This window comes from Rhodocytophaga aerolata, assembly GCF_030503435.1.
Lineage (GTDB): Bacteria > Bacteroidota > Bacteroidia > Cytophagales > 172606-1 > Rhodocytophaga > Rhodocytophaga aerolata.
In genome coordinates this window covers 53,384-69,842 of the sequence record NZ_JAUKPO010000035.1, presented here as the reverse complement: position 1 = coordinate 69,842, position 16,459 = coordinate 53,384, and the positions used below count along the sequence as shown (strand labels likewise).

General features: G+C 35.3%; 15 protein-coding genes. 6 read left to right on the top strand and 9 right to left on the bottom strand.

What is annotated here, in order from left to right; all coding sequences use genetic code 11:
• Nucleotides 1–779: 779 nt before the first annotated feature.
• On the top strand, nucleotides 780–1,145 hold the full coding sequence (locus Q0590_RS31080; RefSeq protein ID WP_302041556.1) for an MbcA/ParS/Xre antitoxin family protein: 366 nt from the start codon (nucleotides 780–782) through the stop codon (nucleotides 1,143–1,145).
• A 121-nt stretch (nucleotides 1,146–1,266) separates the two neighbouring features.
• Here Q0590_RS31080 and Q0590_RS31075 read toward each other — a convergent pair whose 3' ends face one another.
• The 3 genes from Q0590_RS31075 to Q0590_RS31065 all read right to left on the bottom strand — a co-directional run bounded on the left by Q0590_RS31075 (nucleotide 1,267) and on the right by Q0590_RS31065 (nucleotide 4,364).
• Complete coding sequence (locus Q0590_RS31075) at nucleotides 1,267–1,578, bottom strand: DUF4099 domain-containing protein (protein ID WP_302041555.1); 312 nt, start codon at nucleotides 1,576–1,578, stop codon at nucleotides 1,267–1,269.
• Between the two features lie 406 nt (nucleotides 1,579–1,984).
• Complete coding sequence (locus tag Q0590_RS31070; RefSeq protein ID WP_302041554.1) at nucleotides 1,985–3,856, bottom strand: relaxase/mobilization nuclease domain-containing protein; 1,872 nt, start codon at nucleotides 3,854–3,856, stop codon at nucleotides 1,985–1,987.
• A gap of 34 nt (nucleotides 3,857–3,890) precedes the next feature.
• Nucleotides 3,891–4,364, bottom strand: a complete 474-nt coding sequence (locus Q0590_RS31065) for a plasmid mobilization protein (protein WP_302041553.1) — start codon at nucleotides 4,362–4,364, stop codon at nucleotides 3,891–3,893.
• A gap of 850 nt (nucleotides 4,365–5,214) precedes the next feature.
• Between Q0590_RS31065 and Q0590_RS31060 the strand changes: the two genes are divergently transcribed.
• Genes Q0590_RS31060 through Q0590_RS31050 form a run of 3 tightly spaced genes read left to right on the top strand, consistent with a single transcriptional unit; the run spans nucleotide 5,215 to nucleotide 7,170 of the window.
• On the top strand, nucleotides 5,215–5,970 hold the full coding sequence (locus Q0590_RS31060; RefSeq protein WP_302041552.1) for a ParA family protein: 756 nt from the start codon (nucleotides 5,215–5,217) through the stop codon (nucleotides 5,968–5,970).
• Nucleotides 5,971–5,981: 11 nt separating this feature from the next.
• Entirely contained in the window at nucleotides 5,982–6,524 is a 543-nt protein-coding gene (locus Q0590_RS31055; RefSeq protein ID WP_302041551.1) for a DUF3408 domain-containing protein, read from the top strand.
• Nucleotides 6,525–6,576: 52 nt separating this feature from the next.
• Nucleotides 6,577–7,170 (top strand): hypothetical protein, encoded by a 594-nt coding sequence (locus tag Q0590_RS31050; RefSeq protein ID WP_302041550.1) that lies wholly within the window; start codon nucleotides 6,577–6,579, stop codon nucleotides 7,168–7,170.
• Nucleotides 7,171–7,290: 120 nt separating this feature from the next.
• Here Q0590_RS31050 and Q0590_RS31045 read toward each other — a convergent pair whose 3' ends face one another.
• From Q0590_RS31045 to Q0590_RS31030, 4 genes are all read right to left on the bottom strand, one after another.
• Entirely contained in the window at nucleotides 7,291–7,680 is a 390-nt protein-coding gene (locus Q0590_RS31045; RefSeq protein WP_302041549.1) for a hypothetical protein, read from the bottom strand.
• Nucleotides 7,681–7,685: 5 nt separating this feature from the next.
• Complete coding sequence (locus tag Q0590_RS31040) at nucleotides 7,686–8,453, bottom strand: ParA family protein (protein ID WP_302041548.1); 768 nt, start codon at nucleotides 8,451–8,453, stop codon at nucleotides 7,686–7,688.
• Nucleotides 8,454–8,860: 407 nt separating this feature from the next.
• Entirely contained in the window at nucleotides 8,861–9,610 is a 750-nt protein-coding gene (locus Q0590_RS31035; RefSeq protein WP_302041547.1) for a LytR/AlgR family response regulator transcription factor, read from the bottom strand.
• A 29-nt stretch (nucleotides 9,611–9,639) separates the two neighbouring features.
• Nucleotides 9,640–10,401, bottom strand: coding sequence for a sensor histidine kinase (locus tag Q0590_RS31030; RefSeq protein ID WP_302041546.1), 762 nt, complete (start codon nucleotides 10,399–10,401; stop codon nucleotides 9,640–9,642).
• Between the two features lie 511 nt (nucleotides 10,402–10,912).
• Between Q0590_RS31030 and Q0590_RS31025 the strand changes: the two genes are divergently transcribed.
• The gene (locus Q0590_RS31025; protein WP_302041545.1) at nucleotides 10,913–11,089 is read left to right on the top strand and encodes a class I lanthipeptide; all 177 of its coding nucleotides are present in this window, start codon (nucleotides 10,913–10,915) and stop codon (nucleotides 11,087–11,089) included.
• A gap of 146 nt (nucleotides 11,090–11,235) precedes the next feature.
• Nucleotides 11,236–12,666, top strand: coding sequence for a S41 family peptidase (locus Q0590_RS31020; protein WP_302041544.1), 1,431 nt, complete (start codon nucleotides 11,236–11,238; stop codon nucleotides 12,664–12,666).
• Nucleotides 12,667–12,811: 145 nt separating this feature from the next.
• On the opposite strand, the gene Q0590_RS31015 is transcribed toward Q0590_RS31020, so the two are convergent.
• Both Q0590_RS31015 and Q0590_RS31010 read right to left on the bottom strand, forming a co-directional pair.
• Nucleotides 12,812–14,152: an HlyD family secretion protein gene (locus Q0590_RS31015; RefSeq protein WP_302041543.1), complete on the bottom strand. Its 1,341-nt coding sequence runs from the start codon at nucleotides 14,150–14,152 to the stop codon at nucleotides 12,812–12,814.
• 20 nt (nucleotides 14,153–14,172) lie between these two features.
• Nucleotides 14,173–16,392, bottom strand: a complete 2,220-nt coding sequence (locus tag Q0590_RS31010; RefSeq protein WP_302041542.1) for a peptidase domain-containing ABC transporter — start codon at nucleotides 16,390–16,392, stop codon at nucleotides 14,173–14,175.
• Nucleotides 16,393–16,459: the final 67 nt, after the last annotated feature.

The following is a 16,459-nucleotide window of genomic DNA, read 5'->3' as shown; positions in this document are numbered from 1 at the left end:
TCCACTGGCCTACTTTTGAACTGAAATCTGGTGGATCATTCAATTAATATATACATCAGGAAAATCTATAGCTAGAAAAACGTAACAAAAACTCATGAAAATTAGCTAAGTAAACTTTGATTTTATTAACCACTTTTTGTAACTCCTGCCAATATGGCTGCTTTCGCAGGAAGGGCATTGTGGTTAATTGATGGTAGAGTTTTAATAAATGCAGAGATAAATTTACGAACCCCTCCCCTCGCCTACTTTTCTTATTATAAGAAAAGGTCTATTTGACTTTGTTGATTACCTTCATCTGTATTTAGATACTGTACTGAAAGAAAAAGAGAAAAATTGTAGTTTTATTCCGTATTGACTATAATAATTTACTATGCCTATATCTACCCATGGAAACTCGTACATAAGATGGACAAAGAAACTAGTAACTAATTTGATGCTTATTTGTCCGAATGGAAACAGAATCTCTGAATGAGCTGTTACGCATCGGCCAATAGAAGTCAGAAGAAAAGGCAAACACATGGGTAGACCAGCTGATAGCATTAAAAATTCCTAAAAGCTATTGAAGGAATACTTATGCCTGGTTAAAGATTTGAAGGAAAGTTTAAGTATTTACAAATACTACTGCTCTCCGGAATGTATCTGTAGAAACAGAAAGAAAAGTATTTTTGCTATATTATTTGGTGATTTATTCTCTATTTATTCGTACAATACTTACTATAGAGTTGTATTTGAAAAGGAAATGGGAAGAATTCTTTATTAACACAAAATAGTTTACTCTTATGCTATATACTTCTGTACTTATTATGCTGGGTGCCCGCGTTAGAATACAGAAAAAGGCTTTATATCAGTTAGCCGAGCATATGTCTTTTTCCTTACAAGAGGTAACGGCATCCCTTTCTCTAACTGTGCCTACCTGTCCGGATGAAGCATTCCTGGATTATTTTACCAGCGAACGTATCATTAAAACAGCAGAATTATACCAGAAAGGTTTTGAGGTATTTGGTGAGCAAAAGTTCAAAATATGGATGGCTAGCCCAAGTAAAGCTCTTGGCGGAAAGAAACCTGTTGAGCTACTCAATACGACCACAGGAGTAGATTACCTGCTGGATGAAGTGATCCGCATTGAACATGGCATAGTTACATGAAGCAATACTTCCTTATGCTTATGGCCACTGAGAAATGGGCAAGGGAACTGAGTGGCAATGGCGGATTATATGTCTCCGGCCGCTGGCACCAAAAGCAGCTAAAAAATTAATAGGCATCCTCTTAGGATTGCTGCATAGTCTGATGGGCTTTTACAAATTCTACCCGAAATTTCAACCTACCATCCGGCTCTATAATCAGAAATAATCTGCCGGCGGCCCTTCTTTCCTTTCCCAGGATGACCATCGTCAGATTAGGCATAATGGAAGTTTTTTCCCCTTTCAACAATTTTTCTAACTCGCCACTTTTTTGTAGACTTTCTCTAGTAATTCCCAAGGGAGTTAGTTGCTTAAAAGGTATTTTGTCAAGGCTAATCTCTTCCGGCTTTGCCTGCTTAATAACTTCTTTTATCTCTGGTGCCCAGACTCTGAACAAAGGTTTGCCGGATGTATCTGGCTCTAGAACCAAATGAGCCGAGAAGCGTTTCTCTACCCCATCATGAATGACTTTAAATTCTTGAATCAGATCTGTTTTTTCGCCATTGAGCAGTTTCTCCAGGTTCCTGTCTGTTCTAGCAGTTGCCTGGTAATCCCTAATTTTTGTATTTGTTCAAAGTGCACTTCTTCCAAATTAATTTTTACCATAGTGGTATGATATGTGTCTCACAAGATTATTAAAGAAAACTATTGTCAGACCTTGAATTTAGGTATATAAAAGCGTGATATGTGGGTAAAAAGGAGGAAAAACAAATAATTTTGATATTTTACTTTTCTCATCTTTAATTGTACTATCATCATTTTTATACCTATCTCTTTCTGTGGTAAAGATAAATAATGTTTCCTTATCCGGAAATTTTACGGTTCCGCTTCTTCTTTTTAGTATTTGCTTCATGGCTATCTACTCCACTATTGTTCTTCACACAGCTAATGGTTGAATTATTAGGTGTATTCTTCTGACCTGGTAGAATATATGTGGGTGGTAATATTACTTGTTGATCCTTTATTGAAATATTTTGTCTTGTTGCTTTATCATCTGAGGATATATCTGCATTATGGGTAATAGAGTCTCTATCAGCTTTAGAATATTGGACAAATTTCCTTGTATCAATAGATGGTAAGATATCCTTATATCCAAGTAGCTTCTTAATGGCTTCTTCCTCAAATGTAACCTTCAGGTGTTCTCCCCTGCTATGTTGAAAAATGATTTGTCCCTCTTCTTTGCGCACTTGAAGTCCATATCTGTATAAGAAGGAAATTTTTTCTACCGGACTCCTATCTTTGTGTTTTTCAATAAAACGGAAAGCTATCTCTACCTTCCTTCCGAAATAATCTATCTCTTTGTTTTCTATAACCTTCAATTTATTTTGTTTATACTTTTTATACCTCTGCTCTAAGTCTGTGGCTTGCTTGTAGGTTAATGAAGGTAATTCCTTTAATAAGGGATCTGCAAGATTAATCTGATGAAGCTTTTTAACAAAAGTACTTTCAAAATACGCTTCTCTGCTATTAGCTTTTCTCAAACGATTATAAATGAATGCCAGGGCTGATGAAGCTTCTCTTAGCAGTTTTTCTTTAACAAAATCACTTTTACTTGAATTTTTTCTTACAATTTCATTTTGAAGCCCATTACTTATCATTTGTTTGGGTATGGTGAAGTCTCCGAAGTGTTTTTGCAGATTCTTCCATCTATATGATTTACCCAATTCGCCTTCTTTAAAAATTGCCTTACGAACATGATCTATGAAAATAAGGCCTTGTTTCCCTTTTTCTCCCTGATGATATATCGCTATAATTCCTTGCTTTGATAATTGCTTTGTGAACCCTTCTTTGGTGATAGAACGGTAGCTACTCAATACTTTTCCAACTTCATTAGCAGTTTTTATGCGAAAATCAATTTTTGCCTGACTATTTTTTTTGAATTGCTCCCTAAGATTTGGCAAAGTGGGTTTGCTGTAAATACTGCTTGCTTTAATCCCTACCCCTACTCTTCTTCCCTTACTGTCTGTTAAAGAATATATCAGACCTTCATAATCTGCCTTTTTTGATGTCCCTTTGATATGTTCTACTTTGATATTGTATTGCCTGAGCAGGGTTTGAAATTGGTTCAGGCTGGTGAACTTATAGTGAGTCTGTATATTTCTCACTATCCCAGAAATGGCGGCTTTTGTATCACTTTTGCCATATTTTATTGCTTCAAGGGGCAAGGATGCTATAAAATCCGTAAGTTGCTTCATCTTTTCTGATGCTTTTACCAGATTGTATTCCACTTCCAAAGCTTTGCGTAGTTTGTCAGATCGGCGTTTGAAGAAAGTATCATCAACCTTATTTCCTTCCCGGTCCACTTTAATGGATACTATGTGCATATGTGGATGCCTTGTATCTTCATGACGGTACACCAAGAAAGGTTGATTCCCATAGCCCATACCTTCCATATATTTGGTAGCAATCTGCTGTAAATTTTCATCTGTGGGTTTTTCTGACGGATCAAAGTTTAAGGATATATGCAAGGTAGGCTTATCCAGCTTTCTATTTTTCTTTCCATCAAGTATTTGTTGGAAGGTACCAACTTTCATATCATAGGTTAACTCTGATTCTTTTTTGCCTAACACCATATTCCGAGCGGCGAGTAACCGGGCATCACCTTTTGCCACTTTGTTTTCATTATAGTTAATAAGTCCGATAATACTTTTCCCTGTTGAAATTCTGGCAACCATGGTTAAGAAACGTATGTTTTACTGGATAGAGAATTTATTTACTTTTACCATTCTCAGTTGACTGCGGAAGCCTGCCAGCCGAAGGGCTAAAAGTCTCAAAGAGTAATACTATTTGCTCAAATTTATCCTTCAAGCTGAAGGTTAATTGTTGAAGCATTTCTAATGGAAGTACAAGACTGGCCTTATGCTGGAGAGATTGGATATGTTTTACCGCCTGATTGTAATTAGCACTAATTCCATTGATTTCCCTTTCAATTTTAAGTAACTCATAATACATTTTCTCTGTGTAACTATCCTGATAGTATAACTTAAGTGCACCTCGTAATACAATTCTGCGGAAAAATTCAGACTGGTTTTCAAGCCCTGAAGCCTTGAATTTATTGTCGTAAATATCCTTTTCAGCCTTCGTTAGCCAAAAGCCTCCTACCTTGTAAAGAGCTTTCTCTGCATCTGGTTTTGGCCTTCTCCCTCCTTTGTATTTATTACTTTTCTGGGGTGAATATTTCATACTAATATCTATAAACGTAAAATTATTGACTACGAAGAAAATTTTTACTAATGCTTCAGTTTAACGCAAGAGGTTTCAAAGCCGGCGACTTACTAAGTTTTCCGGGGAGAAAAACACATCTTGCTTTCTGCCATTGCAGAAACTTTTCGCTAAGTTAAACCCCTGCGCTTACCTGTCAAATGATGCCCACCTTGCTATGTATATATTGTTCTCAAATGATGGTATACGCCCTTATTTGCTGGATAAACAGCGTACAATTTTTTAATTCGATAGGATTATTAATATGTAGCCCCGCTTAAGGTTAAATGATAACCATATCTAATTCTGTAATACCAGAATCATTGAATCATTCAATCCTAAAGTTCTGTATCTAACACCATACATAAAGATAAAATCACAACATCTTTTCTATGAATAATGTTGTAAATCTCTGAGTCAGCCATTCTTCTATGGGAGCTATATTGCATGCAACCGTGATTCAGTTTCCTAGTTCCACAACCTCACAAATTTAGCAATGTAGAACTACTCTATTAAGTGATGTTTTATGCCTTGAATTACATAGTTTTTTAAACAACAAATGGTTGAACGATAGAATCAGCGCTTTTAGACTTATACAGGTTATCAATCATTTTACATTCCTAAAGCTGTTGTTACCATATACTTGGTTTTTTATACCTCTCAAGCTGCTTACTTTTAGGAAAAGTCTGATAGCACAAAAATATTTAGTACTACAGAAACGCTTATTTAGATCATGTTTGGCGTATCTACTAAGTTAAACTAAATGTTTAGTTGAATTATAACTAAACATTTAGTTTAAATAATTTATTCTATTAACAATTATTTTAATTTAATGAAACAGACAAAATTTATTGCTATTTCATCTCAAAAAGGCGGTGTAGGCAAATCAACATTAACAGTTATTACAGCTTCCATTTTGTCTTATTTAAGACATAAAAAGGTGGCTGTTATAGATGCAGACTTTCCCCAACAGTTTATCTATAACTTAAGGGATACTGAACTAAAAACTATAAAAGATGATCCTATCCGGGCAGAGGCATTTGTCAGACAACAGCTCCACCCCTACCCTATTCATTCTGCCGTTGTATCAAAGGATAATAATGCTTTTTCTTCTATTTGCCAGCAATTAGATGGAAACACTGATGTAGTGTTTGTGGACCTACCTGGCACAATGCGCCTGGATGGGATAAGTGGTGTCTGGCGAAAAATGGATTATATCTTTGTCCCTATAGAACCTGATGCAGAATCATTGAAATCCGCTATTGGTTACATATCTGTATTGGAAGATCAGATTTTAAATAAGCCTGACAGTAGGTTAAAAAATTATTTTGTTATATGGAACAAATACCGTAAAGGCGAAAAACAGGAGATATATAATCAGGTAGAAGCGTTTTTTCTGAAAAAGCATATTCCACTGCTTCCTGTAAAAATTGAAGATAGTGTCTATTTCAGACGTAAGGATTTAAGGTCTACACTGCTTCCCTTGCAAAAGAATATGATGCACTCGCATGTTGTTGAATTTGCAGCGCATATAGAAGATATCATCAGCAAGAGGTCGGAAGAAATTATTGATAATAGGCTACCCTAAAATCCGTTCTTATGATTAAAGGTAAAAACTCAGATACAGATATAACTAAGCTGGAAATGTTGCTGATGCCTAATGCGGTTCCTACTAATTTCGACAGCACGCTTGTCAATGTAGACAATCAGGTGTTAGAAAATAAAATAAACTCTGTGTCAATCTCCGAAGTCGTTGAAGAAGGAAAATCTGCTACAATTATAAAGGGCTCACATACTAAAATCCCTTCAATACTGGAGGAACACATGTCCACTCAAATATCCTCTAGTACGATTGTTAACAGGGATGAACAGAAGAAAAAAGCAGGTAAGAGGGTTACTTTGCCAGATCACACATATTTTTTACAAACTGATAAAAACATTAAGAAACGAAAAGCCTTGTATATTTCATGCGAAGTCCATGAAACCTTACAGGAAATTATCCGGTGGCTTGCTCCATCAAGAGAGTTTGGTGCTGTGGATTATGCACACAATATATTTTTACTACATTTAGAACAATACCGGGAAGAGTTAAAACAACTTATTGAATTAAAAAGACACGAAAAGAAGCAGACTCTCCTATAATTCTGTAAGCAATTTATCTTATAACCATATATTACCTTTTTAACTAAAACCCATGCTTGAAGCCTTATCCTGGAGCCAATTTGCCACATTTATGGTAGCCATTATTCTTTTATATTATTTTATAATTTTAATTATCTACTACCGCATTGAGATAACGAACTTATATTTGAAACTGTACGGACGCTTTTTCAGGCAGAATATTATTGAGGAAAATACCTCATCTCCTATTCTTGTACGCTCAGATGACAAACCCCATACATCTAATTCACTCTTAAAAACTTCGAAGATTGATCCTGCCTCTGATGATTCTCTAGTACTTAACACCTCTGTAGGCTTTTCAAATAAGCACCCTCTCTCCTACCCTGTTTCAGAAAACGACCGAGCTCATCCTGTGCCTTTACCAGGTAGTACTGTAATAGATATCCCTCTTGAAGCAGAGCACTTATCAGATGCTATAGTTGATATTCCTCTGTATGAAGATCCTGCAATGGATGCTGAAGAGTTTATTCAATTATTCCAGAATGGTATTGAAGGATTTTCTTCTGAAAAAAGGCATGAACTGGAAAACACAGCATTATACCAGGAACTTTTCATGGTTAATATGAAAGAAAATAGTTCTGAAATTGACGCTATTTTCTCCTGTTGATATTTCCGCTCCAGCAAAGGTACAATCAAGCATACTGCTGTAAAAACCTTTGCTGGAATGCATGATATTACTTAACCCCTACCCAACTAATTTTAAGGCAGAATTACTAAGCTTCAAAGCTTATAGTTGGCTCTTCTTTTTTGGTCCCCTCTTAGTTGGTCTTTTGTTTTCCGGAATAGGCTTAAATTTCTTTCCCTGATAACGATGCTCCAGCATTTCAGCCATTATTGCTTTCAGAGTCATTCTCTCCCAGAAGGCTTCTCTTTCCAGTAACTCTGCGTATTCAGCAGTTACTTCCATAGTTAACTTTACAGGTTTCACCGGTTCGAGTATTTGAATTGGCTTATTTTTTTTATCTTCTCTCCCAGTATTAATAGTATTATCTGATTTATTCGTATTATATGGACTATCTGTAATTTCCATATTATTTATCTCATCTGTTGAAGGATTAGTTGAATTCTGCAAACTTGCTCTTAATGTGTTTTTAAAACCTTTCTTCTCATTATTCATAATAATTACTTAATTAAAGTTAATATTTCAGTTGTGAGATTTCTGTAATCAACTGCACCATTACTTTCTTTATTAAACTTTTTATCGTATTCAAAAATTGATAAGCCTTCCGCCTGAGACTCAGCAATAGCAATATTTTCGCGAATAAAAGATTTTAGTAGCTTTCCCTTCAGCTGCTCTTTTGCAACATCAGCTACGTCTTTGCTCAATGTTTTTTGTTTATTGAATCTGGTCAGAAATACTCCAGCAAGTTGAATATTTGTTCTGGTCTCAGATCTGATAAAGTCAATGGCTTCTATTAGTTTCACTAGCCCTCTCAAAGCAAAATATTCCGCCTGAAGTGGAATTAGGTAATAGTCACTTGCAGCAATAGCATTAATGGTAAGCAGGCCTAAGTTTGGCGGACAATCAATCAGGATATAGTCATACTTATTTTTTACAGGTTCAAGTAGGTTCTGCAGAATCAATTCCCTTAGCGTTCTGCTTGACAGTTCTAGATCTGCTACTGAAAGATCTATCGAGCTTGGTATGATATCAATGCCATCTTTTTTATAAATCACTTCTTCAATTTTAAAATCCCTTCTCAGTAAAGTGTATGTGGTTTTATCCAAATCATCTGATATACCCAGCCCTTGGGTTAAATTGGCTTGAGCGTCTAAATCAATTAAAAGCACTTTATTGCCTTTTTCTTTAAGAATAGCAGAAATATTAATTACAGAAGATGTTTTTCCTACGCCACCTTTCATATTTAAGACTGTTATTACTTTTGCCATATTTAATGGTTAAAATGTTTAGGCCAATTTATAAGGTTTAATATTAAAATCAAATATTTCTGTACTAACTACTTTAATAATAAAGAAAATATTATACGGCCATAATTATTTATATTGAAATACAATACAATAAGTAATATTAATAATATATGTATTAGTCTTAATTTTAATATAATACTATTTATAAGTATTATATTACCTATCATATTAAATTAATTAATTAGTATATATAATATTAAATTGATTAGTCTTATATATAATATAATATGAAATAAACATAAAAACCATATATTGAGTATAATCAATATAAAAAATGTTAATAGTAATTACCGGTTAATAAATTTAAACCATATTAACCGGTAATTACTATTAAAATGTAAAATAAAGTTAAATAGATAAAATAAATTTTAATGTTTTCTGCTTATAATACTGTCTTGTAAAAGGGAGAAAAAGTTGTCTTTATAGGTAAGTCCTAAAGGTATATGAATATCTCTCGCAGGTTTTTTTAAAACCACATGACTTTTTTCAATTGAATTTATCTTACTCAAAGATACAATATAAGATTTGTGCACCCGAAAAAATTGTCCCTTTGGTAGTTGATCTTCCAGGTCTTTGATGTTTAGTAGAGTGGGGATGCGGTCTGACTCGGTATAGATGGATACATAATTGCTCTCACCTTCGATATAATAAATATCATTTAAGGCAATTTTCTGAAGTTTCCCTTTTTTTTCAGTTTTTACAAATAATATGTCTTCGATTTTGTCTTTTGATGAAATTGTTTGGGGAGAAAGGGTAGGAGAGAAGGCAGTATTAAGGGCTTTTTGAGCTGCTTTCAAGAAGCGCTCAAAAGCGATAGGCTTGGATAAATAATCTATTGCATTAAAGTCAAATCCTTGTACAGCGTACTGAATATGGGCAGTAGTTAATATGATTTTACATTTACCGTCTAGAATATTCATAAATTCAATGCCGGTGAGCTCCGGCATCTCTATGTCAAGAAATATCAAATCCACTGAATGTTGGCTAACAAAATGTAGCGCATCAACAGGATTTGTGAAAGTTGAGGATAATTGCAAAAAAGGTGTTTTCTGGATGTAGTCGGTTAAAAGTTCAATGGCATGGGGCTGATCGTCTACAACAATAGTACTTAATTTCATAATAGGTTGTTGGTTAAATAAAAGTAAAATTAGTTATCATAAATGGTTAAATTGCATACATAGTATTGCCCTTCCTGAATAGTGCATAGCTTATGATTATCCTTATAGGCCAGCTCTAACCTTCTACGGATGTTATTCAATCCCACACCATTTGATAGTTCTTTTCTGGTTTTTCCAATTTTGTTTTTGATATAGAAATGGGTGTGGTTTTGGGCAGCAGATAGTTGAATTTGCAAGGGGTCTATTGAATTCGTCAGTTGTCCATGCTTAAAAGCATTTTCAACAAAGGAAATAAGTACTAAGGGCAGAATACGTTTATTGTTAAAATCACCACTTAAATTAAATTCTATACATAGTTCATTGTTGAATAATTTCTGATGGATAGCGATAAAATTTTTCAGATTGTGAACTTCTTCCTCCAAAGTTACCTGCCTTTCACCCGTATCACGCAGAGCATAACGTAAGATCTCTGAGAGTTTGAGTATTCCATCACTGAGTTCTTCTGAGATACGGTAAGATTTAGTATAGAAATAGCTGAGAATATTGAATAGAAAGTGTGGATTAATCTGGGCTTTTAAAGTAGCAAGTTCAGCTCTTAGAATATCTTCTTCTATCCTCCTTTGTTGTTCAGCAATCAATCTTTTCTCCCGTTCATTTCTTATTGCATCTTTAGCCAGCCAGTAAGCCAGACCATAGAGGTAATATTGAATAAAAAGTGAGAAATGTATTGAAAAGAAATAAACAGACTCAAAGGATCTATAGATTTCTTCAGGAGATAAGTAAGGTTTCAAAACGTAATCCAGCAGATACTGAACACCTGCATAAGGTACAAATAGCAGTAGGCTGTATACTACAGTAGAAATATACTTTTTATTTTTTAAATATCTCGGCAGGATGAGTAAAAATGTACAATAGCTAACTGCAATGCCAGATAAATAATATATTACTCTGTCCCACCAAGGTATTTCTATATCGGGGGCAATTAGATGATCCAGGAATATATAATAGAATAAGTAAGTGGAGATTATGATTAGATGGGTAAAAAAAGCTTTTTGCATTGCTAAATGTACTCTTTGTTTTTATTTAGATAAAGATAGGGTACATCAACTGAAACATCCTATATATATAACTACTTTTTCCAAAGACAAACATGAATAGTAGCCGGAGGTAATACTAGGAATGCATTTCTAATAATCAAGCACACCCCTGTTATAGGCTTGTTGGTGTATCGCTTTTAAAGCATTTAAATAAAATTTCTTAATTTTCCACCTACATAACTTTCCCCAAAAATTTAAATTCTAAATGAAAAACTCTATTGAAACGCTTAAAAAGTTAGCTTTAAACAAAGAAACTATTGTACAACTAGATAAGCCTTCTATGAAATCTGTAAAGGGTGGCAGTGATGACCCTGTAGGAGGATCAACTGCAGGAAATTGCGGATCAACCAGAACAACCGTACGAACAGTAAAAACCAGATAATACAATTAACGATCTGTTATTTTGAGTATTTATAAGGAAGTATTTTGAAGTATAGATGGCTTCAAAATACTTCCTTATAATTTTAAGAATTATGTTCGTTCAACAATTCATATCATCTAATATTAAAAAGATAAATTTTGCCATTAATGATCAGTAAATTGATTTTCATTTGCTTAACAATTATCACTACAAGCATTTTCCATTCAAATACTTTCGCCCAATCTTGTACTTGCTTAGAGGAACTTGAATTTCTGATGGAGAAGACGAAGCAGAATTATATTGGGTATCAACAAAAGGTTAGCAATAACATTTCTTACCGGCCATTCGCAGATAGCTTGCAGAAGGAAGCTAAGAAAATATATACATCTAATTGCTTACCAGTTTTACAAGCATATACAGATTTTTTTGAAGATCCACACATGATGGTATACTTTGCACCTGAGCCGGCAGAGCCACAAAGGATACGTGCTATGTTTGCTTCAGCAGAAAAAATAAACTTATCAGAAGCAGACATCATAAAATACCTGAATACTAGCAAAAGGGATAAAATTGAAGGAATCTGGACTGACGATTCACAGACGTATAAAATAGCCATTTTCAAAAGCAAAACAATGACCAGAGATTTTGCCGGAATAGTATTACAGGCTGACAGTATTTTTTGGATGCCAGGGCAGGTTAAAATAGAGATTAAAAAAAATAGCACCACTTATACTGCTAACTATTATTTTAGGGATCACAGCAGTACAGAATTACCACTGACGGTCAATACTCACTCCATTGCATTACCTGATGGATTGGGATTGTGGAACAAACTATATCCAAAAGTAAAAACACCTGATGTAAAGGATACGCAAATTATGAACAATCCAGGCTTTTCTTGCAGGGCTCTTAACAATGAAAGCGTATTATTAACTCTTGCTGATTTTGCGCCAGAAAATAAATCTACTATAGACAGTTTGATAGAAACTAACAGAGATATTATTTTACGATCAAAAAATTTAATAATTGATATCAGAGATAACTGGGGTGGAGCAGTGCCCTCATTTGAAAAGCTGATACCTTTTCTGTACACTGGTCCTATAGTAATTGAAGGCAATTCTATTCTGGCTACTAACGATAATATTGCTGCTTTCAAAAATATGCTCCTTTTCCCTAATGTGGTAGAAAACATCCGGTTGACAAACGAGCTTGAGCAAACAATAAAAATGCTTGAAGAGAAAAAAGGACAGGTGGTAACACTGCCGGCAGATACCGTCCGGCAAAACAGCCTTTGTCCCAATCCAGCTAAGGTAGCTATTATCACCAATGAAAACACTGCAAGTGCAGCTGAGCTTTTTGTTCTGCAAGCTCGACAGAGCAAAAAAGTCACAATTTTTGGTGATAAGACTGCCGGAGCAGCAGATTATCTGGATATGACAGAAATGCCAATGCCATGCGGAAGCTTTGTCTTTGCTTATCCATTATCCAGGAACGACAGAATTCTAGTCAAGCCAGCACCTGCTGCTAGAATTTCCCCTGATATAAAAATCCCTGGTCAAACAAAAGATTGGATTGCCTTTGTACTTAAGAAGTTATAGGGATTTTCTATTTTATCCGCTTATAAAAGCAACCATAGCTATAAAAGAGAAAACAAAGATTGAGTAGGGGAGTAGACACGAAAAATTTAATATATTATCTGATAAACCTATAAAATAGCCGTTAAATTTAGTAGATAATTTCGCATCAATTATTAGCAACTTTTTTGAATTGATAAAATAACCGCTCCAACATCCTCACCTCTTCTGTAATGATTTGGGCTGTTGCTGTCATTCCGGATTTGTAAGGTATCTGCTTTCCATAGTTTGTTTGCAAGCCATTAGGTAAAGCTACTTTGGCCAGGAAATTTTTGTCTTTACCTGGAATCTGTGAAATGTCTTCTAATCTACCTTCCAATACTCCAAATTCCTCAAAGGGGTATCCATTCAACTTTATTAGTACTTTCTGTCCTTTTTTTACTTTTCCAAAATTATATTGCGGAATATGGATTTCCCCGAAGTAATTTTCATTACTGGCTGATATATAAAACAACTCTTCATTAATGGTAAGATTTTGTTTCTCTTCTTTCAGTGTAGAAAAGAACACATTTCCCTCCATAGGGGCAACCAGCACATATTTTAGCTTCCAGGCTTTAATAGCACTTTGTAGGGAATATATACTTTGAACAAAATTTTTCTGATGAAATGCTATCAATTTGTTTAATTCTATAATCTCTTTTGTTTTACTATTCTGATCCGTACGGTTTTGTATAACCATGGCCTGTGCTTGCTTTACAGGGATTTTCTTTGATAAAAGTTTGCTTTCTTCTTTGGTTAACTCCATTTTAGCTATTACTCCTTGTGCTGCCAAGTTCTTTTGTGCCTGATATTCTTGGAAGGCCAAATCAAAATCCTGCTGATAAAGCTGTGTCTGTTCTTGTAAAATCTTCTCAAGTTGCTTTAACTCATCCAGCTCTTTCTGCAATATATTTTTTTTATCTCTATAGAAGCCATTAGACAATGCAGCTAGCAATTCTACATAGGCTTGATCAAAAACCTGATAGGATTGTTGCAAATCACCCAGCTGATTGTAATTCTTACGCTCTCTCTTTTCAAGCATATCTATTCCGGAATTATCTATCAGTACAAGAATCGAATCTAAGTCTTTTGCAAGAGATAAGACTTGACCATGATCACAGGAGCTTTCTACATAACCCAATATATCATCTCTATTAACCCAGTCATTCTCCTTCACAAATAAGCGTACAAGCTTTCCTTCTGTCCGGGCATTGACAGATTTAGGAGCATTTAAAGTAGTAAGCCTTAATGGGACCTCTACGAGTTGTGGAAAGCGAATCATCCATCCCATCAAAAGAAAAACTACTAGGATGAAAAAGAATAGGGTAATTCCCCAGCGTACCAGCCAGTGAGGTACATGGCTTATAATTTCTTTTACTTCTTCACTTTTAAGCTCTACTGATATTGGGAGTTGGTCATTTTCAAATTGATTTGTCACTGACTGTAGATTTTTATAGAAAATGTTGTTCATTTGTTACAGAAAACAGTTTTTTACACTCCAAGTTCAAGTTGGTTCCTGACAAGCTTGTAGTAGGCTCCTTTTGTACCTATCAATTCGGCATGGGTTCCTACTTCTGCAATTTCTCCTTTATGCATTACAACTATCTGGTCCGCATACTGTACTGTGCTAAGCCGGTGTGCAACAACTACCACAGTCCGCCCATGAAAAAACTCTTGCAAATGTTCTATGATCAAACTTTCATTATTGGCATCTAAAGCATTAGTAGCCTCATCAAAGAATATGAAAGACGGATCTTTATAGACGGCTCTGGCAATCAGAATACGTTGTTTTTGTCCCTGACTTAAACCATTGCCCTCAGCGCCTATTTTAGTGTTAAAACCCATAGCCAATGATTCTATAAAACTTCCAATATTGGCTATCTTTACCGCATGAAGTAGCTTTTGAATGTCTGGGTATTCATCAGCCATGGTGATGTTGCGTGCAATGGTATCAGAGAATATAAACCCATCCTGCATTACTACTCCGCATTGGCCGCGCCATATCTGTTGACTTATGTTTTTCAAATTAATATTTCCCAGCCTGATCTCACCTCGGGTAGGTTCATAAAACTTGAGCAGGAGCTTCAACAAAGTGGTTTTTCCGCTTCCACTCATGCCTACAATAGCTGTTGTTTTACCTTCAGGAATGTATAATTCTATGTTTTTGAGTACAGGTTCGCTCCCTGTACCAGGGTACTGGAAGTCTATATTTTTTAAGAAAAAACTTCTGTTTTCCGGTAATGTATGAAAAGCGATTAGGCTTACAGATTCTTCATCTTTTTCCTGATGAATCTCATTCAACCGTTCCAGGCTGATACTAGCATCTTGCATGGTCTGCAAAAGCCCCGAAAGCTGCTCTATTGGACTATTCAGCTGTCCTGCTATATATTGCACCGCCAGCATAGCGCCTAAGGTTAACTGCCCTTCAATTACAGCTTTTGCCGCTATAAAAGTTATCAGAATGTTTTTCCCCTCATTTATGAAGAAAGCACCTGCCTGCTGGTATTGACTTAAGCTTAATGCCTTGATACTTAACTTAATTGACTTTGCTTGAAGGCTTTCCCATTCCCAGCGTTTCTGCACTTGGCTATTTGCCAGCTTTATCTCCTGCATACCTTGAATCAATTCAAACAGATTACTCTGGTTTTTAGCTTCTAAATCAAACCTTTTATGATCAAGGTTACGCCGCCTTTTCAGAAAAAGCATGATCCATAAGATATACAATATGCTTCCAGATAAAAAAATAGTAAAAATAGTAAGATGATAGATAGACAGTACTACACCAAAAATTACAATACTGAACAAAGAGAATGCAGTGTGAAGGGTTGTATAGGTAAGGAACTCTTCTATACGGTGCCGGTCATTGATCCGCTGTATGATATCACCAAAGAGTTTGGTGTCAAAAAATGATAGGGGCAGTTTCATCAACTTCACCAGAAAGTCAGAAAGGATAGAGAGATTGATACGAGCACCCATATGCAGTATAATCCAGCTACGAATAAATTCTACTGAGGTACGTCCGGCAAACAGCATAAGCTGTGCAAAAAGGATAAGGTAGATAAAATTCAGGTTCTGTGTATTTATACCTATATCCACAATAGACTGTGTCAGAAAAGGAAAGATTAGTTGTAGAATGCTTCCTATAAATACACCCAAAAATAGTTGTATAAGAAGCTTTTTATAGGAAAAGATATAGGGTACGAGTTGTTGTAATCCACTTACTGTTTGCTTTTCATCTTCTTGTAGATGGAACTGAGGCGTGGTTTCTAAAAACAAAGCAATTCCTTCTTGCTGTCCATTATTCTGGTTGATTAACCAGTTAGCTCGGAACTCTTCTGCTGAATATACCATTATACCTTTTTGGGGATCAGCCACATAGAATTTGTGCTTGGGTTTTGTAAAAGCGTGCTTCCTAGTTTTCTTTACTTTATAAACTACCACAAAATGATTTTGCTGCCAGTGAACAATGCAGGGTAGGGGAGCATCATTCAGTAAAGTTTGATATGATATTTTAGCTCCCATAGTTCGAAATCCAAGCTTCTCGGCTGCTTCACTCATCCCTAACAAGGAAACTCCCTCCCGGCCGATACCTGTTTTTTCTCTGATGAGCTGCAAACTATACGCTTTTCCATAATGCTTTGCAATCATCCGCAAACAGGTAGGCCCGCAATCTTTTGAATCTAGTTGCTGGTAAAATGGAAATGCTGACATTGATTAAATAGGTGATGGTACAGTTATTCTTAATTCTTGATCTATGATAATGAAAATACGGCTATAG